General features: G+C 71.0%; 20 protein-coding genes and 1 tRNA gene. 3 read left to right on the top strand and 18 right to left on the bottom strand.

Features of this window, described 5'->3' with window-relative positions; genetic code table 11:
• Positions 1–5 precede the first annotated feature (5 nt).
• Positions 6–82, bottom strand: a tRNA-Ile gene (locus ACXJKD_RS19690).
• 232 nt (positions 83–314) lie between these two features.
• Between ACXJKD_RS19690 and ACXJKD_RS19685 the strand changes: the two genes are divergently transcribed.
• Positions 315–830 (top strand): DUF3145 domain-containing protein, encoded by a 516-nt coding sequence (locus tag ACXJKD_RS19685; protein ID WP_457256658.1) that lies wholly within the window; start codon positions 315–317, stop codon positions 828–830.
• Between the two features lie 94 nt (positions 831–924).
• Positions 925–1,575 carry a hypothetical protein gene (locus ACXJKD_RS19680; RefSeq protein ID WP_457256656.1) on the top strand — a complete coding sequence of 217 codons (651 nt, stop codon included), beginning with the start codon at positions 925–927 and terminating at the stop codon, positions 1,573–1,575.
• A 44-nt stretch (positions 1,576–1,619) separates the two neighbouring features.
• Here ACXJKD_RS19680 and ACXJKD_RS19675 read toward each other — a convergent pair whose 3' ends face one another.
• The 6 genes from ACXJKD_RS19675 to ACXJKD_RS19650 form a co-directional block, all read right to left on the bottom strand.
• Positions 1,620–2,180: a hypothetical protein gene (locus tag ACXJKD_RS19675; RefSeq protein WP_457256655.1), complete on the bottom strand. Its 561-nt coding sequence runs from the start codon at positions 2,178–2,180 to the stop codon at positions 1,620–1,622.
• Positions 2,181–2,284: 104 nt separating this feature from the next.
• Positions 2,285–3,529 carry a beta-ketoacyl-ACP synthase II gene (gene fabF, locus ACXJKD_RS19670; protein WP_457256653.1) on the bottom strand — a complete coding sequence of 415 codons (1,245 nt, stop codon included), beginning with the start codon at positions 3,527–3,529 and terminating at the stop codon, positions 2,285–2,287.
• A gap of 133 nt (positions 3,530–3,662) precedes the next feature.
• Positions 3,663–3,911 carry an acyl carrier protein gene (locus ACXJKD_RS19665; RefSeq protein WP_457256651.1) on the bottom strand — a complete coding sequence of 83 codons (249 nt, stop codon included), beginning with the start codon at positions 3,909–3,911 and terminating at the stop codon, positions 3,663–3,665.
• Between the two features lie 92 nt (positions 3,912–4,003).
• Positions 4,004–5,023 carry a beta-ketoacyl-ACP synthase III gene (locus ACXJKD_RS19660; protein ID WP_457256649.1) on the bottom strand — a complete coding sequence of 340 codons (1,020 nt, stop codon included), beginning with the start codon at positions 5,021–5,023 and terminating at the stop codon, positions 4,004–4,006.
• Position 5,024: 1 nt separating this feature from the next.
• Positions 5,025–5,993: an ACP S-malonyltransferase gene (locus ACXJKD_RS19655; RefSeq protein ID WP_457256648.1), complete on the bottom strand. Its 969-nt coding sequence runs from the start codon at positions 5,991–5,993 to the stop codon at positions 5,025–5,027.
• 151 nt (positions 5,994–6,144) lie between these two features.
• Positions 6,145–7,335: a PucR family transcriptional regulator gene (locus tag ACXJKD_RS19650; protein WP_457256646.1), complete on the bottom strand. Its 1,191-nt coding sequence runs from the start codon at positions 7,333–7,335 to the stop codon at positions 6,145–6,147.
• A gap of 126 nt (positions 7,336–7,461) precedes the next feature.
• On the opposite strand from ACXJKD_RS19650, the gene ACXJKD_RS19645 reads away from it, so the two are divergent.
• Positions 7,462–8,628, top strand: a complete 1,167-nt coding sequence (locus tag ACXJKD_RS19645) for a glycerophosphodiester phosphodiesterase (RefSeq protein WP_457256644.1) — start codon at positions 7,462–7,464, stop codon at positions 8,626–8,628.
• Between the two features lie 2 nt (positions 8,629–8,630).
• Here the strand turns inward: ACXJKD_RS19645 and ACXJKD_RS19640 are convergent, their stop codons facing one another.
• From ACXJKD_RS19640 to ACXJKD_RS19590, 11 genes are all read right to left on the bottom strand, one after another.
• Positions 8,631–9,518 (bottom strand): NAD-dependent epimerase/dehydratase family protein, encoded by an 888-nt coding sequence (locus ACXJKD_RS19640; protein WP_457256642.1) that lies wholly within the window; start codon positions 9,516–9,518, stop codon positions 8,631–8,633.
• A gap of 122 nt (positions 9,519–9,640) precedes the next feature.
• Positions 9,641–12,406: a pyruvate dehydrogenase (acetyl-transferring), homodimeric type gene (gene aceE / locus ACXJKD_RS19635; RefSeq protein ID WP_457256639.1), complete on the bottom strand. Its 2,766-nt coding sequence runs from the start codon at positions 12,404–12,406 to the stop codon at positions 9,641–9,643.
• A 182-nt stretch (positions 12,407–12,588) separates the two neighbouring features.
• Positions 12,589–13,278 (bottom strand): SDR family NAD(P)-dependent oxidoreductase, encoded by a 690-nt coding sequence (locus ACXJKD_RS19630; protein ID WP_457256637.1) that lies wholly within the window; start codon positions 13,276–13,278, stop codon positions 12,589–12,591.
• Positions 13,275–14,549, bottom strand: coding sequence for a sialidase family protein (locus ACXJKD_RS19625; protein ID WP_457256635.1), 1,275 nt, complete (start codon positions 14,547–14,549; stop codon positions 13,275–13,277). The genes ACXJKD_RS19630 and ACXJKD_RS19625 overlap by 4 nt, the downstream gene beginning before the upstream one ends.
• Entirely contained in the window at positions 14,546–15,337 is a 792-nt protein-coding gene (locus ACXJKD_RS19620) for an HpcH/HpaI aldolase family protein (RefSeq protein ID WP_457256633.1), read from the bottom strand. Before ACXJKD_RS19620 ends, ACXJKD_RS19625 begins: the two co-directional genes overlap by 4 nt.
• An 8-nt stretch (positions 15,338–15,345) precedes the next feature.
• Positions 15,346–16,332: an aldo/keto reductase gene (locus ACXJKD_RS19615; RefSeq protein WP_457256632.1), complete on the bottom strand. Its 987-nt coding sequence runs from the start codon at positions 16,330–16,332 to the stop codon at positions 15,346–15,348.
• Complete coding sequence (locus ACXJKD_RS19610; protein WP_457256631.1) at positions 16,329–17,225, bottom strand: ATP-binding cassette domain-containing protein; 897 nt, start codon at positions 17,223–17,225, stop codon at positions 16,329–16,331. The genes ACXJKD_RS19615 and ACXJKD_RS19610 overlap by 4 nt, the downstream gene beginning before the upstream one ends.
• On the bottom strand, positions 17,222–18,142 hold the full coding sequence (locus ACXJKD_RS19605; protein WP_457256629.1) for an ABC transporter ATP-binding protein: 921 nt from the start codon (positions 18,140–18,142) through the stop codon (positions 17,222–17,224). The genes ACXJKD_RS19610 and ACXJKD_RS19605 overlap by 4 nt, the downstream gene beginning before the upstream one ends.
• Positions 18,142–19,041, bottom strand: a complete 900-nt coding sequence (locus ACXJKD_RS19600; RefSeq protein ID WP_457256628.1) for an ABC transporter permease — start codon at positions 19,039–19,041, stop codon at positions 18,142–18,144. Before ACXJKD_RS19600 ends, ACXJKD_RS19605 begins: the two co-directional genes overlap by 1 nt.
• On the bottom strand, positions 19,041–19,973 hold the full coding sequence (locus ACXJKD_RS19595; RefSeq protein WP_457256626.1) for an ABC transporter permease: 933 nt from the start codon (positions 19,971–19,973) through the stop codon (positions 19,041–19,043). Before ACXJKD_RS19595 ends, ACXJKD_RS19600 begins: the two co-directional genes overlap by 1 nt.
• Positions 19,974–19,976: 3 nt before the next feature.
• Complete coding sequence (locus ACXJKD_RS19590; RefSeq protein WP_457256624.1) at positions 19,977–21,611, bottom strand: ABC transporter substrate-binding protein; 1,635 nt, start codon at positions 21,609–21,611, stop codon at positions 19,977–19,979.
• Between the last annotated feature and the right edge of the window lie 113 nt (positions 21,612–21,724).

The following is a 21,724-nucleotide window of genomic DNA, read 5'->3' as shown; positions in this document are numbered from 1 at the left end:
GGCACTGGTGGGGCAGGTCGGGCTTGAACCGACGACCGACGGATTATGAGTCCGCTGCTCTGACCGACTGAGCTACTGCCCCGGCACCAGCTCGGCTTGCACCGGCTGGGCGCGGTGAGCCTATCGTCGCCGAATGCCGCGGAGAGGGCAGGTCCGTACTGGTGAGAACGGGGTTCGTGGTGGTGCTGGTGCGGATGTGGTTCGTGGTGCACAATGGGACCCGCACAGCCAACTGAACAACGCGGCAACACGCCGAGCCAGCAGGTGACGAGGTTCGTGGGGAAGACGTCCCTCGCACACCAAGGAGGCCCGGAATGTCTGTCGCGATGCCGCGTGTCATGACCCGCGGGGTGGTTTTCATTCACTCCACCCCCAAAGCGCTGTGCCCCCACATCACCTGGGCCCTCGAGTCCGCCCTCGACGGCCGGGTGGCCATCGACTGGACCCCACAGCCGGCCGGTGCCGCACTCGTCCGCGCGGAGTTCCCGTGGGCAGGAGTGCAGGGCACCGGCGCCAAGCTCGCCTCGACGCTGCGCGGGTGGGACAACCTGCGCTACGAGGTGACCGAGGAGCCGAGCGCCGGCGCCGACGGCTCGCGCTGGTCGCACACGCCCGCCCTCGGGATCCACCACACCTGGACGTCGGCGGCCGGTGACGCGGTGATCAACGAGGACCGGCTGCGGGACGTGTTGCGGCTCTCGCAGGGGTCGCCGGAGGCGATGGCCGAGATGCTCGACGAGCTGCTCGGCACCGACTGGGACGCCGAGCTCGAGCCGTTCCGGTATGCCGGCGACGGAGCCCCCGTGCGCTGGCTCCACAAGGTGGGCTGAGCGCTCTCGAGCAGCCGCGTGACCTGCACCATTGGGGGGTTCGGCGGGGTCTTCGGTAGCCTTTCGGGCTGTCCGATCGACTCTGGAGGAACGTGTGACCCGCCCCAAGCTCATCCTGGGGGTGCTGGCCGCAGCCTGTGTGGGGACGCTGCTCTGGTACGCCTGGCTGATCCTCGCCGCCGACCTGCCTCGTGGCGCCACCATCGCGACCTGGGTGCTCTGGCTGTTCTCGGCGGCCGCCGTCGCGACCTTGGTGGCCTACGCCCGCGAGTTCCTCGCCCACCGGGAGGCCGTCGGGCGGGAGGCCTCGTGGAAGCCCCTGCCGAGCCTGGTGCTCCTGTGGATCGGCGGGCTGACGGCGATGGTGTCGTTCGCGTTCGTGCTGCCCGGCAAGGCGCCGGCCGACAGTGCCGAGGACCCGGCCGCCCCCGGCGCATCGCTGAGCGCTCAGCAGACCGACGCAACGACCACCAGTGCCGCAGAGGATGCGCGGTCGACGACCACCACCTCCCGGTCGAGCTCACCGAGGACGCCCGCACCGGTCTCGACGTCGGCCTCCACGACCCCGTCGGCGACCGGCGGCGGCTCCTCGAGCTCCACGTCGACCTCCGCCTCGACCCCCGCGGCAACCACCTCGACCGGCACCTCGACCGGCACCACGACCCACCAAGGCACCGGCTCGCCGACCACGAGGCCGACCGGCGGCCCGGTGATCAGCATCACGCTTCCGCCGCCGCCGCGCTGACCACCGCCCGCTGACCGCCACCTGACGTCAGGCGCCTGCCGCCGCTACGCCTGCAGCTCGGGCCAGAGCTCGTTGCCCAGGGCCTGGCGGCCGGCGCGAGCGCGCAGCACCTCGAGCGCCACGCCGTCGAAGAGCTCGATCGGCAGTGCCCAGAAGCGTGCGCCGAAGTCCACCACCACGACGTCCCGGAGCATGATGACGCCCCTCACGCACGAGTAGGCCAGCTCCGTGCACGAGTCATGGTCGCGGAAGCGGATCGTCTGGCTCCCGACCGTGAGACCGATGATCCGCCCAGGCACGAACTCCCGGTCGAAGTGCTTGCCGAGGCTGAAGACGGTGAAGCCGAGCGTCATGGCTGTCACCACCAGGTAGACCCCGGGTGCTGCCAAGAGCGTCGACGACAGGGCACCGGACTGTCCTTCCAGCAGGTCCGGGACCGAGACGCAGAGCAGGAGCACGGCTGCAGTCAGCACGGACGTGGTCCAGGTCTGCGAACGTCGCAGGACGTGCCGGCGGCCCGCTCGCTTCAGTCGCCCCGCCAGGTGCTCGTCGACGATCACGATGCGCTCGCGACCCCCGAGGGTTCCCCCCGACTTCCCCACCATCTGTGACCTCCCCGGGGCGCCCCTGCAGCGACCGTCGGGACACGATAGAGCGCCCACCCCGAGGTTCGGGGTGGGCGCTCCAGGTGTTGGCCGAACGGCTGAGGTCACACCGAGGTGAAGACCACCGCCACGTTGTGACCACCGAATCCGAACGAGTTGTTCAGGGCGGCGATGTCGCCAGCGGGCAGCTTGCGGGCTTCGCCGTGCACCACGTCGAGCTTGATCGCGGGATCGAAGTCGTCGAGGTTGATCGTGGCGGGGGCGATCCGGTGGTGCAGCGCCAGGATCGTGAGGACGCCCTCCAGCGCCCCGGCGGCCCCGAGGAGGTGACCGGTCATCGACTTCGTGGCGCTGACCGGCATACCGTCGGTGTCGTCGCCGAAGGCGCGCCGGATGGCGTTCGACTCGGCCACGTCGCCGACGGGGGTCGAGGTCGCGTGGGCGTTCACGTGCACGATGTCCTTGGGCGTCAGGCCAGCTCGCTGGACCGCCTCGACCATCGCCCGGGACGCGCCCGCGCCCTCAGGCTCTGGCGCCGCGATGTGGTGGGAGTCAGAGGACATGCCCACGCCACCGATCTCGGCGTAGATGGTGGCGCCACGCGCCTTGGCTGCTTCGTACTCCTCGAGCACGATCACCGCGGCGCCCTCACCGAGGACGAACCCGTCGCGGCCGGTGTCGTAGGGGCGCGAGGCGCGCTCGGGGTCGTCGTTGCGCGTCGAGAGCGCCTGCATGGCGGCGAAGCCGGCGATCGGCAGCGCGTGCACGGCACCCTCCGTGCCGCCCGCGACCGCGATGTCGGCTCGGCCGTTGCGGATCATCTCGTAGGCGTAGCCCATCGCCTCGAGCCCGGAGGCGCAGGCGGAGACCGGGGTGTGGGCGCCGGCGCGGGCGCCGATCTCCAGCGACACGGCGGCGGAGGAGGCGTTGGGCATGAGCATGGGGACGGCGAGCGGGAAGACCCGACGCGGGCCCTTCTCGCGCAGGTTGTCCCACTGGTCGAGCAGCGTCCAGACGCCGCCGATCCCGGTGCCGATGCAGGCAGCCAGGCGCTCCGGCTCGACCTCGGGGGCCCCGGCGTCGGCCCAGGCCTCGCGCGCGGCGATCAAGGCGTACTGCGCGCTCGGGTCGAGCCGGCGCACCTCCACCTTGGTCAGCACGTCGGTCGGCTGGGTGTGGATCGTGGCGGCGAACTTGACCGGGAGCTCGTACTTCTCCACCCAGTCGAAGTCCATCGTCTTGGCGCCCGACCGTCCGGCCAGGATGGCGTCCCACGTCTCGGGGACGGTGCCGCCCACAGGGGTGGTGGCTCCGAGGCCTGTGACGACGACGCGTCGTTCGGCGGTCATGGCTGGGTCTGCTCCTTCGTCGGGTCGTGCGGTGCGGCTGGTCGCCGGTGCGGGGTGGCGGCTGGTGCGACGGTGTCACTGAACGGCAGTGGTATGCCGCGTGGCCGCCACCCGCGCAGGGGTACTGCTGGGCTCAGCCCTGGTTCTTGGCGATGAAGGTCACGGCGTCGCCGACGGTCTTGAGGTTCTTGACCTCGTCGTCGGGGATCCGCACGCCGAACTTCTCCTCGGCGTTGACGACGATGGTCATCATCGACAGCGAGTCGATGTCGAGGTCGTCGGTGAAGGACTTCTCGGACTGCACCGACTCGGTGTCCAGACCGGTCTCCTCGTTGACGATCTCGGCCAGACCCTCGAGGATCTCCTGCTCGCTCTGCGCCATCCGGCTCAGCTCCTTCTGTTGGTGTGACAGTGGGTCGTCACGTGGTGTGGTCACTGCGGTGGCCCGGTTCACCCGCGGGCCGACGGGAGTCTTCAGGGGAGGACGACGACCTGGGCCGCGTAGACCAGGCCTGCGCCGAACCCGATCTGCAGGGCCAGCCCACCGTGCGGCACCTCACCCTCGCGCAGCATCCGCTCGGTCGCGAGGGGGATCGAGGCCGCAGAGGTGTTCGCGGTCTCGGCGATGTCGCGGGCGACCGCGATGTCGGAGGGCAGCTTGAGCTGCTTGATCATGGCGTCGATGATCCGCATGTTCGCCTGGTGCGGGATGAACGCGTCGAGGTCCTCGGCGCGCACGCCGGCGGCGTCGAGCGCCTTCTGGGCCACCGGGGCCATGCCCCAGACCGCCCAGCGGAAGACGGACTGACCGGCCATGCCGATCGCCGGCCAGCCGAGGTCACCGTCCCGCACCTCGATCCACGAGTCGCGCTGCGAGATGGTCTTCCACTGCGAGCCGTCGGAGCCCCAGACGGTGGGGCCGATGGCCGGGGTGTCGGACGGGCCGACGAGCGCGGCGCCCGCGCCGTCGCCGAAGATGAACGCCGAGCCTCTGTCGGTCGGGTCGGTGAAGTCGGACAGCTTCTCGACGCCGACCACGAGCACGTGGCGGGCGCTGCCGCCGCGCACCATGTCGCTGGCCAGGCTGATCGCGTGGCAGTAGCCGGCACAGGCGGCGGAGATATCGAAGGCCGCGCCACGGATGCCCAGCCGGTCGGCGAGGATCGGTGCGGCAGCAGGCGTCTGGTAGGGGTGCGTGACCGTGGCCACCACCACGGCGTCGACGTCGGAGGCCTCGAGGCCCGAGGCGGTCAGGGCCTCACGGGTGGCCTCGACGGACATGTCGACGACGGACTCGTCCTTGGCTGCGAAGCGACGGCTCTTGATGCCCGAACGCTCCTGGATCCACTCGTCGGAGGAGTCGATCGCCTCGATGATCTCAGAGTTCATCACCACGCGCTCGGGTCGGTAGCCACCGACGCCCATGATGCGGGCGTAGGTCGCCCCGTCGGACGGGGTGATGGAGCCGGTGCCCTTGGGGGCTGGTGTGCTCATGTCAGGCCTCTTGCGCGTCGGTCGGGAGGGATCCTGCGTCGGCGGGGTCTCCGCCGTGGTCGCGAACCAGCTGCTGCGCCGCCTCGAGGTCGTCGGGCGTCTTGACTGCCAGTGTGGCAACTCCGGGCATCGCCCGCTTGGCGAGCCCGACGAGGGTGCCGGCCGGGGCCAGCTCGACCAGCGCGGTGACACCGAGGTCGACCATGCTCTGCATGCACAGGTCCCAGCGGACCGGGCTGCTCACCTGCGCGACCAGGCGCGCCAGGGCGTCGGCGCCGTCGGCGACGGGCTGGCCGTCGGCGTTGGACAGCAGCGTGACGCCCGGGTCGCTGACGTCGAAGTCCGCGGACAGCCGCTCGAGGGCCTCGACGGCGGGGGACATGTGGGTGGTGTGGAACGCGCCGGCGACCTGGAGCGGGATGACCCTGGTCTTGGCCGGCGGGTCGGCGGCGAACGCCGCGAGCTGCTCGAGCGTGCCGGCGGCGACGGTCTGGCCCGCGCCGTTGGCGTTCGCGGCGGTGAGCCCGTACCGGGCCAGCGCCTCGGCCACCTCGGCGGGGTCGCCACCCAGGACCGCGCTCATGCCCGTCGGGGTGATCGCGCTGGCAGCGGCCATCCCCGCGCCGCGCTCACGGACGAAGACCATCGCGTCGTGGTCGGACAGCACCCCTGCGAAGGCGGCGGCGGTGATCTCGCCGACCGAGTGCCCGGCGGTGACGCCGACCGTGCCTCCAGCTCCACCGGGCAGGACCACCGCGGCGGCGGCCAGGCCGGCCGCCACGATCAGCGGCTGGGCGACGGCGGTGTCCTTGATCGTCTCGGCGTCCGACGTCGTGCCGTGCGCGACCAGGTCGAGGCCGGCCACGTCGGAGAGCGACTCGAGCCGCGCACGGAAGCCCGGCAGCTCGAGCCAGGGCGCGAGGAAGCCGGGGGTCTGGGAGCCCTGTCCGGGGCAGACGATTGCTAGCACGCCTCCACCCTTGCGGTCGGACCGGGCCGCCCGCGTGACCGTTTGGCACGAACATCGACAAGGTCTTTTGGAGGATGTCTACAAAAGCAGCAGGGAAGTGCGCCTTCGACGCGGTGCGGTGTGAGCAGGGTCTCAGCGGGCTGCGGGCCGGTCACCGCTGGGGGACGGTCCGCTGGGTGACCGGGCGGCTGAGCCGTCCCAGGGCGAGGGCGATGCGCACGGTGTGGGCGTCGTGCGGGTCGGTCAGCTGGTAGCCGGTGAGCTCGGCGATCTTGCCCAGGCGGTAGCGCACCGTGTTCGGGTGCACGAACAGGACACGGGCGGTGCCCTCGAGGCCGCCGCCGGACTCGAGATAGGCCGAGGCCGTCTCCAGGAGGGCGCCGCTGCTGGACGAGAGGGGATGCCAGATGCGGTCGAGCATGAGGGCACGGGCCGGCGCGTCGCCGACCAGGACCCGCTCGGCCAGGAGGTCGTCGGCGGTGACCGGCCGCGGTGCTCCGGGCCAGGCGTGCGCGCACGACTGGCCGGCCAGTGCCGCCCGTGCCGAGCGCCCGGCAGCGAACAGGTGGGGCACGGTCGGCCCGACCACGAGGGGGCCGTCGCCGAAGTGGTCTGCGACCGCCCGGGCGGCCGCCATCGGGTCGTCGACGTTGCCGAAGATGACGACCAGCCGGCGCCCCTGCACCGCGGCCAGGGTGTCCACCCCTACCCGCTCGGCCGCACGCCGCAGGCCGTCGACGACCCCCTCCGACCCGCCCGGTGGGGTGCTGCCCGCGATCACCGCGACCCGTGTCGTGGAGCCCCACCCGAGGGCGGCGGCCCGGGACTGCATGGAGTCGTCGGCCTCACCGCGCAGCACGGCGTCGACGACCAGTCCCTCGAGGCGCGCGTCCCACGCGCCGCGGGCCTCCGCGGCATGCGCGTAGACCTCGGCAGCAGCGAAGGCGATCTCACGGGAGTAGCGCAGGACCGACTCGCGCAGGGCCTGCTCCTCCCCGGGCTCGGCGAGGGCGGTGGCGTCCTGCTCCACGACGTCGACGACCGAGCGCACCAGGTCGAGGGTCTGGCGCAGCGTGATCGACCGGGTCAGCTCGCGCGGCGCGGTGCCGAAGACGTCGGCCGTGACCGGGGTCTGGTCGCCCCCTTGGCGCAGCCAGGCGATGAAGGCCGCGATGCCGGCCTGGGCCACGAGCCCGACCCACGAACGGTCCTCGGCCGACAGCACTCGGTACCAGTCGTGCGCCGACTCCATCCGCCGCGTCGCCGCGGACGAGAGCTCACCGGCAGACCGCTCGACGCGCTGCAGGGTGGCGGCCGAGGTGGTCACGCGAGCGGGCGGCATACCCCGAGTCTATTTGTATGCCGCCGACAACCCACCCCGTGTCGCTGGGCAGAGTTCGGCACCCTTTCACCCCCGCGTCACCGAGCGGTCGCCCCCCGCCGGGCGGCGCTTCCTAGCGTCGCCGGCATGACCAGACTCCTTCCCGTCCTTGCCGTCACCGGACTCCTCCTGGTGGGCTCCACCGCCGTGGCGGTCAGCACCGCCCAGGGTGCGCCCACCTCCTCCGCGGTCTCCGACCACCCCGCAGTGGCCCAGCCCGCCGCCGACCAGCGCCGTGCCACGACCACCCCGCTCGTCCTGGCCCACCGGGGCGCCTCGGGCTACCGGCCCGAGCACACCATCGCCGCCTACGAGCTCGCCGTCGCGATGGGGGCCGACTACATCGAGCCTGACCTCGTGATGACCCGTGACGGGGTGCTCGTCGACCGCCACGAGCCGGAGATCTCCGGGACCACGGACGTGGCCGCCCACCCGGAGTTCGCCTCGCGCAAGACCACCAAGGTGCTCGACGGGGTCAGCACCACGGGATGGTTCACCGAGGACTTCACCCTCGCCGAGCTGAGGACCCTGCGCGCCGTCGAGCGGCTCCCCGCCGTCCGCCAGGAGAACACCCTGTACGACGGCCGGTACGAGGTGCCGACCTTCGAGGAGGTCCTGCGGGTGCGCGAGCGGTTGTCCCGGGAGTACGGCCGCGAGATCGGCATCATCCCGGAGATCAAGCACTCGACGTACTTCCACGCGGCGGGGCTCAACCCCGAGCGCGCCCTGGTGGACGCCGTCTCCCGGCACCACCTCAACCGCTCGTCGGCCCCCCTCTGGGTGCAGAGCTTCGAGCTCGGCAACCTGGTCGCCCTCCGCGAGCAGCACGGCTACCGGGCCAAGTCCGTCTTCCTCGCCAGCGCCAGCGGGGCGCCGTACGACCTCGTCGTCGCGGACGACCCGCGCACGTACCGCGACCTGCTGGCCCCGGCCGGCCTGACCTCGCTGTCCCGGTGGGTCGACGGCATCGGCCCGGACAAGGCCCTCGTCATCCCGAGGCGCGCCGACGGGACGCTGGGGAGCCCCACCGGCCTCGTGGCCGACGCACACGCGGCCGGGCTGAAGGTCACTCCCTACACGTTCCGGGCCGAGAACACCTTCCTCCCGGTCGACTACCGGGTCGGCACGAACCCCGCCGACTTCGGACGGGCCATCGACGAGGTCGTGGCCTACCTGCGCACCGGTGTCGACGGCGTCTTCTGCGACCAGCCGGACATCTGCGTCACGGCTCGCAAGGAGTTCCTGGGCTCGTGAACTCAACCAACATGGTCGCGCCAGGAGTGGGCCGGCTGGTAGCCCAGCAGTCGTCGGGCCTTGTCGATGCCGAGCAGGGTCTCGTGCTCGCCGAGCTCCTTGCGCACCTCGACCCCCGGGAACACCTCGGCCACCAGGTCCGCGCTCGAGCGGCTCATGACGGTGTCGGCGTTGGCGATGACGAAGACCTCGCACCCGGGCTCGGTCCGCTCGAGGCCCAGCCGCACCGCCTGCGCTCCGTCACGGCCGTCGATGTAGCCCCACAGGTTCCACCTGCGCAGCGAGGGGTCGGCGTCGAACGACGGGAAGGCCGCGTAGTCCTCGGGATCCATGACGTTCGAGAAGCGCAGGCCGACCATGACCAGCTCGGGGTCCCAGCGGCAGAAGTGCCGGGCCATCGCCTCCTCGAGCGCCTTGTTCAGCGAGTAGGTCGACTCCGGTCGCGGGTCGTACTCCTCGTCGACGGGCACATAGGGCGGGGGAGTGTCGAAGGGCAGGCCCAGGACTGTCTCGCTCGACGCCCACACCACCCGACGCACCTTCAGGGCACGGGCGGCGGCGAAGACGTTGTAGGTCGCGGCCGAGTTGTTGGCGAAGGTCGCCGCGTTCGTGGTCAGGCCGGACGCGGGGATCGCGGCCAGGTGGACCACCGCGTCCACCGGCGTCGAGTGCTCGTCGACACCCCCTGACAGCGCCTCGAGCACCTGGCCGTAGTCGGTGAGGTCGACGGCGACGAACGAGGTCGTGGAGCTGGCCGGCCGGACCCGGTCGAGCGCGAGGACGTCGTAGCCCTGCTCGACGAGGTGGGCGACGACCGTGCGGCCGAGCTTGCCGGTGGAGCCGGTGACGGCGACGCGGACAGGGCGGGTCGTGCTGGCTTGGGAGGTCACCGGTTCATCCTGCCCCACGGGCTCACCCCACCCCAAGACAAGGTATGCCGCCCGCTCAGGTGAGCGGGCGGCATACCTTGTCGTGCAAGGGGTTTCGTCGGATCAGCAGGGCCAGGCTGCGGTCAGCTCTCGCCGCCCGCGTTGCCGGACGTGCCGGCGGTGACGTCCAGCAGGCGGTAGCGCGAGGCCGCCTCACGGGCCACCCCGCCCTCGATCTCGCCACGCTGGACCAGCATCTGCAGGGCGCGCACCGCGACCGAGGGGCCGTCGATGTGGAAGAAGCGGCGCGCGGCCGGGCGGGTGTCGGAGAACCCGAACCCGTCGGCGCCGAGCGAGGCGAAGTCTCCCGGCACCCACGGCTGGATCTGGTCCTGCACCTGGCGCATGTAGTCCGACACCGCGATGACCGGACCGCGCGTGTGACGCAGCCGCTCGGTCACGTAGGGAGTGCGGGCCTCGCCGTCCGGGTGGAGGAAACGCTGCTCGTCGCAGGCCATGCCGTCGCGGCGCAGCTCGCTCCACGACGTCACCGACCACACGTCAGCCACGACGCCCCAGTCGTTGCGCAGGAGGTCCTGGGCCTCCATCGCCCACGGCACACCGACACCCGAGGCGAGCAGCTGCACGCGGGGGGCATCGTCCGGGAGGCCGTCCGGGATGCCCGGAGCGAAGAGGTGCATGCCACGCAGGATGCCCTCGCGGTCGACGTTCTCCGGCTCCTGCGGCTGGCTCATCGGCTCGTTGTAGACGGTCATGTAGTAGATGACGTTCTCGGGGTCGTCGCCGTACATCCGGCGCAGCCCGTCCTCCATGATGTGGCCGATCTCGAACGCGAAGGCCGGGTCGTACGACACCACCGCGGGGTTGGTCGCCGCCAGCAGCGGTGAGTGGCCGTCGGCGTGCTGCAGCCCCTCACCGGTGAGGGTCGTGCGACCTGCAGTGGCCCCGATGAGGAAGCCGCGCGCCATCTGGTCGGCGGCCGCCCAGATCGAGTCGCCGGTGCGCTGGAACCCGAACATCGAGTAGAAGACGTAGATCGGGACCATCGGCTGGCCGTGCGTCGCGTACGACGTGCCGGCGGCCGTGAACGCCGCCAGCGACCCCGCCTCGTTGATGCCGAGGTGCAGGATCTGGCCGTCCTTCGCCTCCTTGTAGGCCAGCATCAGCTCGGCGTCGACCGAGGTGTACTTCTGGCCGTGCGGGTTGTAGATCTTGATCGTCGGGAAGAACGAGTCCATGCCGAACGTGCGGGCCTCGTCAGGGATGATCGGCACCACGCGCTTGCCGAACTCCTTGTCGCGCATCAGCTCCTTGAGCAGTCGCACGAAGGCCATCGTCGTGGCGACCTGCTGCTTGCCGGTGCCCTTCTTGACGATGTCGTAGGCCGAGTGGTCGGGCAGCTTGAGCGGCTCGTGCTGGACCCGCCGCACCGGGATCGGTCCGCCGAGCTTCTCGCGCCGCTCGCGCAGGTACTGGATGCTCGGGTCGTCGGGTCCGGGGTGGAAGTAGGGCGGGGCGTAGGGGTCGCGCTCGAGCACCTCGTCGGAGATCGGCAGCTTCAGGCTGTCGCGCAGGCCCTTGAGGTCGTCGAGGGTCAGCTTCTTCATCTGGTGGGTCGCGTTGCGGCCGGCGAAGTGGCTGCCGAGGCCGTAGCCCTTGATCGTCTTCGCGAGGATGACCGTCGGCTGGCCGGTGTGGTTCATCGCGGCCTGGTAGGCGGCGAAGACCTTGCGGTAGTCGTGGCCACCGCGCTTGAGCTTCCACCAGATGTCCTCGTCGGACCAGTCCTTGACCATCTCGCGGGTGCGCGGGTCGCGGCCGAAGAAGAAGTCGCGGACGTACTTGCCGTCGTTGGCGCGGAAGGTCTGGTAGTCGCCGTCGCTCGTGGTGTTCATGAGGTGCACCAGGGCACCGTCACGGTCCTGGGCGAGCAGCGGGTCCCAGCCGCGGCCCCAGACCACCTTGATGACGTTCCAGCCGGCCCCGCGGAAGAAGGCCTCGAGCTCCTGGACGATCTTGCCGTTGCCCCGGACCGGGCCGTCGAGCCGCTGCAGGTTGCAGTTGACGACGAAGGTCAGGTTGTCGAGCTCCTCACCCGCGGCGAGCTGCAGCAGGCCGCGCGACTCGGGCTCGTCCATCTCGCCGTCGCCGAGGAAGGCCCAGACGTGCTGCTGGCTGGTGTCCTTGACGCCACGGTTGTGGAGGTACTTGTTGAACTGCGCCTGGTAGATGGCGTTCATCGGGCCGATGCCCATCGACACCGTGGGGAACTGCCAGAAGTCCGGCATCAGCCGCGGGTGCGGGTAGGACGGCAGGGCGAGCGGCTGGCCCGCGACGATGTGGCTCTTCTCCTGGCGGAAGCCGTCGAGCTGGTCCTCGGAGAGGCGACCCTCGAGGAAGGCCCGGGCGTACATGCCGGGGGAGGCGTGGCCCTGGAAGAAGACCTGGTCGCCGCCGCCCGGGTGGTCCTGGCCGCGCCAGAAGTGGTTGAAGCCCACCTCGTAGAGGGTCGCGGCCGAGGCGTAGGTGGAGATGTGGCCACCGACCCCGATGCCGGGACGCTGCGCGCGGTGCACCATGACCGCGGCGTTCCACCGCAGGTAGGCGCGGTAGCGGCGCTCGACCTCCTCGTCACCGGGGAACCACGGCTCCTGCTCGGGCGAGATCGTGTTGATGTAGTCGGTCGCCGTCAGCGACGGCACCCCGACCTGCATCTCCCGTGCCCGCTCCAGGAGCTTGAGCATCACGTAGCGCGCCCGCTGCCGACCGCCCTCCTCGATGACCCCGTCGAGGGAGTCGAGCCACTCCTTGGTCTCCTCGGGGTCGATGTCCGGGAGCTGGCTGGGGATGCCGTTGAGAATCGGTCCGGCTTCCTCGCGTGCGGCCACGGTCGTGAGTCCTTTCTCGCGCCAGTGTTGACGAGGGGCCGCGGGGTTGCCTGCGACCTCCGCGTCCATCTTCCACCCGGAAGAGTCGCAGGTCACAACCGGACCGCCCTACTGGCCAGTATCCGGAGCGTGTGCGACATATATCTCTGCCGGGCCCGCCGGGTGGGGCGGGACGGGGCGGCTCAGAGGGAGGCGCCGGCGCAGATCACCACGTGCTGTCCGGTGACCATCGCGCCGGTGCCTTCGAGGAGGAACGAGGCGTAGGCCGCGACCTCCTCCGCCCGGACCAGCCGACCCAGGGGAGGAGTGCGTGCCGGTGTCGCCGCGCGACGAGGGTCGGCGGTCATCGCCGTCTCCGTGGGACCGGGCTCGAGGACGTTGACGGTGATCTCCCGGTGGGCCAGCTCCATCGCCCACGACCGGCCCAGCGCCCGGAGGGCGGCCTTGGTTGCTGCGTACTGGCTCTTGCCCCAGGCGCCTTCGGCGGTGCGGCTGCCGATGAGCAGGATTCGGCCGCCGTCGACCAGGCGGGCCTCGAGGGACGAGGCGAGCCGCACGGCGGCGCCGACGTGGACCGCGTGCATGCGGTCGCCGGCAGCAGGGTCGAGGTCGGTCAACGGGCCCGACTCCTGGAAACCGGCGGCGTGGACGAGGGCATCGACAGTGCCGAGGTCGGCCACGGCTGCGACGACGCCGGACGAGACAGTGGTGTCGGCGAGGTCGACCGCGCGCCAGTCGAGCCCTGGGAGCTCCTCCGGCTTCGGCTGCCGCCGCGACAGACCCACCACCTGCCACCCGTCGTCGAGGAGACGTCGGGCGATGGCCCTGCCGATCCCGGAGCTCACGCCCGTGACGACGGCGGTCCGGCTCATGCGGAGGGCGACTCGGCGGTCGCGGTCCGTGCGTCGAGGGCGGCCGGCGAGATTCGCACGTGGCGGATGGCGCGACGGTGGTACGTGAAGGCCACGTGCACCGTGCCGGTCGCGTCCTGGCAGACCGAGGGGTAGCTCAGCTCGCGGTTCACGCCGTCGCGGGAGTTGTTGCTCAGGCAGTAGCCGTCGCCGTCCTCGAGGACCCACCGCACCGGCCAGGTCCCCCCGTCGTCATCCGAGACGGCGAGGGTCAGCGGCGCACGGGGAGCGCCCCAGAACGCGCCCCGGACTGCGGCGAGCTCTTCCTGCGTCACCGTCTCGGGCTCAGCTGGAGCGGTGTCGCTGATGCCGTCGTCGTCGATCTCGTCATACAGGGACACCCGACGCGCGACGGCGTCGAGTCGGCTGCTCTCGTTGAGCACCAACGCCGTTCGGTGGCCGGACAACGGCGCTGCCTGGATCGACGAGTTGTTGTTGGGCAGCCCGGTGGGCTGAGGGGCGGACCAGTCGAGTCCGTCGTCGGACACGCTGCGGTAGACGTGGTCCGCCCACCGGCTCCGGTAGTACGCGGCATACCCACCGTCGGCCCTGGGCACGATGCTCATGTGGACGCAGCCCGTCGAGTCCGGCACCTCGCGCTCGGTCCAGGTGCGGCCCTCGTCGGTCGAGACCCACACACTGCTGGTGTCGCGGTCGCCGACCCACTTCTCGCCGGGCACGCGTACGCAGGTGAAGGTGGGCAGCACCCATGCGCCCGAGGGCAGCACGACAGGGGGCTGGCGGACGAAGACCCCGCCCCGTTCGCTCTCGAGCAGGGTGCGGGCCGGGCCCCACGTCGCGCCGTGGTCCGGTGAGGTCCGCGCCCGCACGAAGGAGGTGTCCTGGTCGCCCGCATGCTGTGCCGTGTGGAACAGCCAGAGCTGGCCGTCCGGGGCGGGGAAGAGGACGGGGTTCTGCTCGGAGCGAGTCGGGTCGTCGGACAGCCGGACCGGTGCGGTCCACCGGTCGGTCCCGGGCACCAGGCGCGAGAACCACACGTCGATGTCGGCCACGCCCTCCTGCGTCCCGCCGAACCACACACAGCCGAGGCTGCCGTCGCCGAGCACCGACAGGTTGGCCGCGTGGGACTGCACCGTCGGGGCGGGCAGGAAGGCCTCCTCGACGCCCTCGACGCCCTCGACGCCCTCGACGCCCTCGACGCCCTCGACACCGTCGGCTCCGGTCCGAGGACGCAGGATGCCGTCGGTGTCCAGGGCGGCGGGGGCGGTCACGGCGCCCCAGCGGCCGCCGCCAGGTGCTCGGCAGCCGCGCGCTCGAGGTGGACCAGGTCGGACGAGACCGTCGCGAAGGTGAAGCCCTGGCCGAGCCGTCGCGCGGCGTCGGCCCCTGCAGGAGTGTGGATCCCGGCGGCCACGCCGGCCGCCTCCGCCGCCTTGCTGATGCGTACCAGCGCCGCCTCGAACTCGTCAGCGACGGCAGGGTCGCCGGGGAATGCGCCACCGACGGCCAGGCACAGGTCGGAGGGCCCGACGTAGATGCCGGTGAGGCCGGGGACGGCACAGATCTCCTCGACGTTGGCCAGGCCCTCGGGCGTCTCGATCATGGCCAGGCACGAGACCGAGGCATCGGCCTCCGCCGGGACGGGCCCGACCCGCAGTCCGGACCGCATCGGGCCGTAGGACCGGACCCCGGTGGGCGGGTAGGTCGCGGCGGCCACGGCGCGGCGGGCGTCGTCCGCGGTGTTGACCAACGGGACGATGACGCCTGCAGCCCCGGCATCGAGGGCCTGCCCGATGTGGAACGGGTCGTTGGCCCCGACGCGGACGAGCCCGACCGACGTGCGACCTGCGTCGACCGCCATCAGGCCGGCGAGGAGCCCGCTGTAGCCGAGCAGCCCGTGCTGCGCGTCGAGGCAGACGTAGTCGTAGCCGAGCCGCGCGATCCGCTCGGTGGCCACGGGTGCGTCGAGCACGACCCAGTAGCCGACGGCGCGCTGGCGCCCACTCAACCTCCGGGTGAAGTCCTGTGCGGTCGGGGTGGGCTGCTGCTCGGAACTCACCGAGGCTCCTATCGGTTGTAGGCCGGCATCGGACCGGCCAGGGTGGCGCCGACCTCGTCGCACGCGGCGATGACGTCGGGGGACAGGGGACCGCGTGCGGCCGCGGCGATGTTGGCCCGCAGCTGGTCCGGCTTGGACCCGCCGAGGAGGACGGCGTTGACCAGCGGGCGYGACAGCAGCCAGCGCAGGGCCAGCTCGGGCAGCCCCAGGCCGGCGTCGGCCGCGATGGTGGAGAGGGCGTCGACCGCCTCGAACAGACTGCGGTTCCAGTAGCGCTCGCGGTACATGCTCGAGAGCGCGGAGGAGCCGAAGCGACCCTCACCCGGGGCGTCGTCGAAGCTGTGCCGCCCGGTCAGGAGGCCACCGCCCAGCGGGTTGTAGACGATCGTGGCCAGCCCGTGGGTCGTGGCGAACTCGGCGTACTCGTCCTCCACGCGTCGCGCGACGAGGTTGTAGAGCTGCTGCGCGACGACCGGTCGCGGCGCACCCACCCGGTCACAGGCCGCGGCGAGGTCGGCGATCTGCCAGGCAGCGAAGTTGGACACCCCGACGGCCTTGGCCAACCCGGCCGAGACGATGTCCGCCAGGGCTTCGGCGGTCTCCTCGACACTGACCGAGCGGTCGGGCTGGTGGAGGTAGAACAAGTCGACGTGGTCGGTGTCGAGGCGGCGCAGGCTCGCCTCGAGGGAGGAGCGAATCCCCTTGCGGGACAACAGCGGTTCGCCCCCGGCGTCACCCGGGTAGATGCCCGCCTTCGTGGCCAGCGAGACCCGGTCACGGCGACCGGCGAGGACCTCGCCCAGGATCGTCTCGGTGCGGGTGCCGGCATACCCGTTGGCCGTGTCGAGCCACGAGATCCCGGCGTCGAGAGCCGTGTCGACCATGGCCCGCGAGGTGGCCGCGTCAGCGGTGTCACCGAAGGTCATCGTGCCCAGGACCAGCCGGGGGAGCGGGGTGTCCGGCCCGGCACCACCCGGGAGCTCGTTCTGGCTCATGCGCTCGCAGCGCTCTCGGCGATGCGGGCGGCGGCCACCCCGCGCACGACTTCGCGCGGCTTGCGCCCGACCATCCGCGCCGGTTCGAGTGCGGAGCGGCGCAGCCGGCGGGTGTAGGGGTCGGTGGGGTGGGCGAGCACCTGCTCGGTCTCGCCCCGCTCGACGACCGTCCCGGCTCGGAGCACCAGCACCTCCTCAGAGATGGCCCGCACGACCCCGAGGTTGTGCGAGATGAACAGGTAGGTCAGCCCGGTCTCCTGGCGCAGCCGGGCGAGGATGTCGAGCACCTGCGCCTGCACCGACACGTCGAGGGCACTGGTCGCCTCGTCGAGGACAAGCAGGTCGGGCTCGGAGGCGAGGGCGCGCGCGATGCCGATCCGCTGGCGCTGGCCGCCGGAGAACTCGTGCGGCTTGCGCTGCAGGGCGGAGGTGGGCAGCCCGACCTGGTCGAGCAGCTGCGCGGCCCGCTGTCTGCGCACCGTCGCAGAGCGCTCGCCGCGGACCTGCATCGGCTCGGCCACGATCTGCTGCGCGGTGAGGTGCGGGTCGAGCGAGCCGTAGGGGTCCTGGAAGACCATCTGGATCCGGTGGCGCATCGGCCGCAGGGCGCGCTCGGACACGGTGGCGAGATCAGTGCCGTCGAAGACCATCGAGCCGGCCGTCGGCTTGACCAGCCGGACCAGGGCCTTGGCGATGGTGGACTTGCCACAGCCGGACTCGCCGACGACGGCCAGGCACCCGCCTCGGGGGACCGAGAAGGACACCTGGTCGACGGCCCGGAAGGTCTCGCCGCCGCGGCGGTACTCGACGACGAGGTCCCTGACGTCGAGCAGCGGGGTGCCCGTGGCGGGCGGGGTCAGGTCGTGCTGACCCGTGGGCGTGGTCGTGGTCATGGTCGGGAGCCTCCGTCGGTGGCGGGTATGCCGGCCTGCTCGGGTGCGATCGGTGCGTCGGCCTGCTCGGCCCCCGGGGCGGGCACCGGGTCGATCAGCTCTGGGTGCCCCGGGTCCTCGGGATCGTCCCACTCGCCCAGCTCGGGGATCGCGGCGAGCAGCGCTCGCGTGTAGTCGTGCGCGGGCTGGTCGACGACCTGCTCCACGGGTCCGTCCTCGACGAACAGCCCGCGGTGCATGACGTGGATCCGGTCACTCATCAGCCGGGCGACGCCAAGGTCGTGGGTGATGAGGAGGATGGCGACACCGGTGCGCTCCTGCATCTCCAGGAGCAGGTCGAGGATGCCGGCCTGGACCGTGACGTCGAGGGCGGAAGTCGGCTCGTCGGCGACGATGAGCCGTGGCTCGGTCGACAGCGCCATCGCGATGAGCACCCGCTGGAGCATGCCTCCGGAGAGCTCGTGCGGGTAGGACTTGACCCGCCGCTCGGGTGCGCTGAGGTGCACCTGGCGGAGCAGGTCGAGGGCTCGCTCGTTGGCCTGCGCCTTCGACAGCGACGGGTGGGCGTGCCGGATCGCCTCGACCATCTGTTTCCCGACCGTCGCGATCGGGTTGAGGGCGGTCATCGGGTCCTGGGGGATCAGGGCGACGGAGCGCCCGCGCAGGGTGCCGATGTGCTTGCGGGTGCCCACGACGTCCTGGCCGTCGATCTGGGCCGATCCGGAGATGACCGCGAGGTCGTCGGGAAGCAGTCGCAGCAGCGCCATGGCGGTGGTCGACTTGCCGGAGCCCGACTCGCCGATGATGGTGACGGTCTCTCCGGCGGCGATGTCGAAGCTCACGCCGTCGACGGCACGGATCACACCTCGGGGGGTCATCAGCTCGACCACGAGGTCGTTGACGGTGAGGACGGACATCACGCGTCACCGGCCTTGGTCCGACGGGTGCGGTCGCGCAGCCCGTCGCCGAGCAGGTTCACCCCGATGACGAGCAGGGCAATGGCCACACCGGGAATGGTGACGAGCCACCACTTGCCCGTCACGAAGAGCTCGCGGCCGTCCGAGATGATCCCGCCCCACGTCGGGTACGGACGTTGCACCCCGGCGCCGAGGAAGCTCAGGGCACTCTCGAGCAGGACGGCCTGGGCCAGCAGGAGGAAGACCACGACGAGCACCTGCGGGAGGATGTTCGGGATGATGTGGCGGCCGATGACGCTGGGCCTGCGCAGGCCCAGCACCTGGGCCGCGGCGACGTAGGGCTTCTCGCGTTCGACGAGCACGAGGGCTCGGGTGAGGCGCGCTGGTTCGGGCCACTGGGCCAGGGCGATGACCAGCGTGATGACCGGCACCGATGGACCGAAGAGCGCCACGACGAGCAGCAGCATCAGGAGCAGGGGTAGGGACATCTGGGCTTCGAGGGCCCGGGAGATGATGGTGTCGACCCAGCCGCCGTAGTAGCCGGCGACGGCTCCGAGGACGATCCCGACGAGCCCGGAGATCACGATGGCCAGGAGGCCGATGACGAGGCTGGTCTGGCCGCCGAACAGGATCCGCGACAACAGGTCGCGCCCGTTGGGGTCGGTCCCGAGGAGGTGCCCCTCGGAGAACGGCGGAAGCGAGCTGTCACGCAGGACACCTCGGACCGGGTCGGGAAGGGGCAGGACGCGGGCCAGCGCGACCGGGATCACGACGATCGACGCGCAGAACGCACCCAGCCAGATCTTGATCGTGCTGTGCCGGGCCTGGCGGGCCGCAGAGGAGCGGCGCAGCTGCCGGGGCGTGACCGCGGTGGGGACGGGTTTCTGGTCCAGGGCCATCAGCGGGCACCCTCTCCGAGTCGGACCCGCGGATCGAGCAGCGGGTAGATCAGGTCGACGGCGAGCTGCACGAACAGCGCCAGGAGGACGGTCACGAGCACGGTGGCCTGGATGACGGGCAGGTCGCGACGCTCGAGGGCGTCGACGACGAGCTCACCGACACCGGGCCACCGGAAGACGACCTCCACGATGACCACGCCGTTGAGCATGGCCGCGAACCGGGTGCCGAGGGCGGTGACCACGGGGATCGCCGAGTTGGAGAACGCGTATCGCCAGGTCAGCCGGCGCTCGGACACCCCGCGGGACCGGGCGATGGTCACGTACGGCGCGCCCAGGTTGGCCGACATCTCACGCCTGACGAGGCGGGAGATGAGGGCCACCTGGAGCACGACGATGGTGAGCGTGGGCAGCACCAGCGAGGTGACCGACGTGAAGCCCGACGAGGGGAACCACTGCAGGTTCACCGCGAACAGGATGAGCAGGACGAACCCGATCCAGAAGTCGGGCATCGACTGACCCGCGATGGTCGCGATGTTGGCCCCGAGCTCTCCGGCCGTGTTGGCCCGTCGGGCCATCCACACCCCGAGCGGGATCGCCAGCAGGGCGGTGATGACGATCGCCGCCACGGCGAGGGTGATCGTGTAGGGCAGCCGATCCAGCACGACAGTCATCGCTGACTGCCGGAACTGGAACGACTGCCCGACGTCGCCTTGGAGCAGGTGGGCCATGAACGTCCAGTACTGGCTCAGCAGTGGCTGGTCGAGCCCGAACTCGGCCCGGATCGCATCCAGCTGTTCCGAGCTCGGGTTCGGCGGCGCGTAGCTGACGGCGGGGTCGCCGGGGGCGAGGCGCAGCAGCACGAACACCACCGTCACCGTGAACCAGGCGGTCAGGATCGTCTGGGCGACCCTCTTGAGGACGTAGCGGCCCATCGGTCAGCCGGAGACCTTGACGGTGGACAGGTCGTAGAAGTTGCCGGGCGACAGGTCCAACGTGGTGACGCGCTTGCGGCGCGCGAGCAGGTTGTTCGGGGTCCAGGCCCACATCGCCGGCCAGAGCGCCCAGATCTTCTCCTGGGCTTGCTTGAGCTGCGCGTCGCGGGCTGCCACGTCGGGGTTCTGCGAGGCCTGGTCGAGCAGCGTGGTCACCTCGGGGAAGACGAACCCGTGGTAGGTGTCGCGGGTCTTCTCCTTCTCGGCGGTGCCGCCGTACTGGCCCTGGAGGTTGGTGATGGCCAGACCGGTCTGGTTGCCGTAGCCGTTGCCCAGGATGTCCCAGTCACCGGCCTCGCCACGACGCCAGGCGTTGATGTCGCCGCCCTTGGGGATCTGCTTGAGCTCCAGCTTGACGCCCACGTCGGCCAGCATCCCGACGATCGCCTCCATGACCCGGGCAGCGCCCGCGAACTCGGAGTCCTCCCAGATGGCGCGGAGCTTGAGCCCGGAGACTCCCTCGGCGGCCAGCATGGACTTCGCCTTGGCGACGTCGAAGGTGTAGGTGCCGGTCGCCGCGAAGCCCGCCAGCGTGGACGGGACGACACCCTCGGCGGAGGTCACCTGCCCAGCCATCAGCGAGCTGATCAGGGCGTCGTGGTCGATCGCGTGGGACAGGGCCTCGCGCACCGCCGGCTTGCTCAGCGGGTGCCCGGCGGGCTTGCGGAAGTTGTAGAAGAGGTGGATCAGGCGGGTGCCCTTGGTCTGGAGGACCTCGATGTCCTTGTTCGTCTTGAGGCTCTCGGCCGACTCGGGGGTGATCGTGTCGATGACGTCGGTCTGGCCCGAGGTGAGGGCGATGACTCGCGCACCCTCCTCCTCCTGGTAGCTGACGTTGACCTCGTCGAGCAGGGCCTTCTCGCCCCAGTAGTTCTCGTTGCGCACCAAGCGGTACGTGCCGGTGCCCGAGTCCGCAGCCGCCACCGTGAACGGTCCCGAGCCGATGCCCTCGCGCAGCTCTTCGGCCTTGTTGGCCGCAGCCGGCGTGATGAGGATGTTGGACATCAGCGAGTCGAGGGTGACGACCGGCTTCTTGGTGGTGAGCGTGAAGCTCTTGTCGTCGACCTTGGTGAAGCTGGGCTGCTCGGGGAACTGCGAGGCGACGTAGCCGGCCTTGACCTGGAAGTAGAGCTTGATCGCGGTCTCGACGTCGGCGACGGTGACCGGCGACTTGTCGGAGTAGTGGATGTCGTCGCGCAGGGCCACGGTCCACACGGTGGGGGAGGTCTGGGTGAAGGACTTCGCCAGCACCAGCTCGGGCTTGAGGTCGAGCCCGATCCGGGTCAGCGCCTGGCGCACGGCCCGCTGGACGGTCACCGCGGCGTCGTACTGGTTGAGCTTGTTGTCCAGGCTCACGAGGTTGCGGTTGAGGGTGATGCTCAGCTTGCCGCCGGTGCCACCGGTCGCGGACCCGCCACCACCGGTGGTCTGCGGTCCGGCGCAGGCGGCCAGGGTCGGGCCGAGCAGGGTGCCGGCACCGAGGAACGCGGCGAGCTGCAGGATCGAGCGGCGGGATACGCCGCCCTCGGCGACCACCTCTGCACCGCTCGTGCCACCCATGGGGATGTTGTGGGTCATCGAACTTCCTCCTTGAAGTTTCTGAGCGGCCCTGACGATGGGCGCCGTGTTTCGCGTTCCAAACATTGACACAGTTGCGCGTTGTGCGCAATACCTGTAGCGTCATTCGCGTC

The organism is Pedococcus sp. P5_B7 (assembly GCF_054049895.1).
This window is presented reverse-complemented; position numbering and strand designations above follow the sequence as displayed.

What these genes read in the sequence shown, in the direction of transcription:
- ACXJKD_RS19685 (WP_457256658.1), top strand. Translation starts at nt 315, where the DNA reads ATGTCTGTCGCGATGCCGCGTGTCATGACCCGCGGGGTGGTTTTCATT.
- ACXJKD_RS19675 (WP_457256655.1), bottom strand. Translation starts at nt 2,180, where the DNA reads ATGGTGGGGAAGTCGGGGGGAACCCTCGGGGGTCGCGAGCGCATCGTG.
- fabF (WP_457256653.1), bottom strand. Translation starts at nt 3,529, where the DNA reads ATGACCGCCGAACGACGCGTCGTCGTCACAGGCCTCGGAGCCACCACC.
- ACXJKD_RS19665 (WP_457256651.1), bottom strand. Translation starts at nt 3,911, where the DNA reads ATGGCGCAGAGCGAGCAGGAGATCCTCGAGGGTCTGGCCGAGATCGTC.
- ACXJKD_RS19660 (WP_457256649.1), bottom strand. Translation starts at nt 5,023, where the DNA reads ATGAGCACACCAGCCCCCAAGGGCACCGGCTCCATCACCCCGTCCGAC.
- ACXJKD_RS19650 (WP_457256646.1), bottom strand. Translation starts at nt 7,335, where the DNA reads ATGCCGCCCGCTCGCGTGACCACCTCGGCCGCCACCCTGCAGCGCGTC.
- ACXJKD_RS19645 (WP_457256644.1), top strand. Translation starts at nt 7,462, where the DNA reads ATGACCAGACTCCTTCCCGTCCTTGCCGTCACCGGACTCCTCCTGGTG.
- ACXJKD_RS19630 (WP_457256637.1), bottom strand. Translation starts at nt 13,278, where the DNA reads ATGAGCCGGACCGCCGTCGTCACGGGCGTGAGCTCCGGGATCGGCAGG.
- ACXJKD_RS19610 (WP_457256631.1), bottom strand. Translation starts at nt 17,225, where the DNA reads ATGACCACGACCACGCCCACGGGTCAGCACGACCTGACCCCGCCCGCC.
- ACXJKD_RS19605 (WP_457256629.1), bottom strand. Translation starts at nt 18,142, where the DNA reads ATGTCCGTCCTCACCGTCAACGACCTCGTGGTCGAGCTGATGACCCCC.
- ACXJKD_RS19600 (WP_457256628.1), bottom strand. Translation starts at nt 19,041, where the DNA reads ATGGCCCTGGACCAGAAACCCGTCCCCACCGCGGTCACGCCCCGGCAG.
- ACXJKD_RS19595 (WP_457256626.1), bottom strand. Translation starts at nt 19,973, where the DNA reads ATGGGCCGCTACGTCCTCAAGAGGGTCGCCCAGACGATCCTGACCGCC.
- ACXJKD_RS19590 (WP_457256624.1), bottom strand. Translation starts at nt 21,611, where the DNA reads ATGACCCACAACATCCCCATGGGTGGCACGAGCGGTGCAGAGGTGGTC.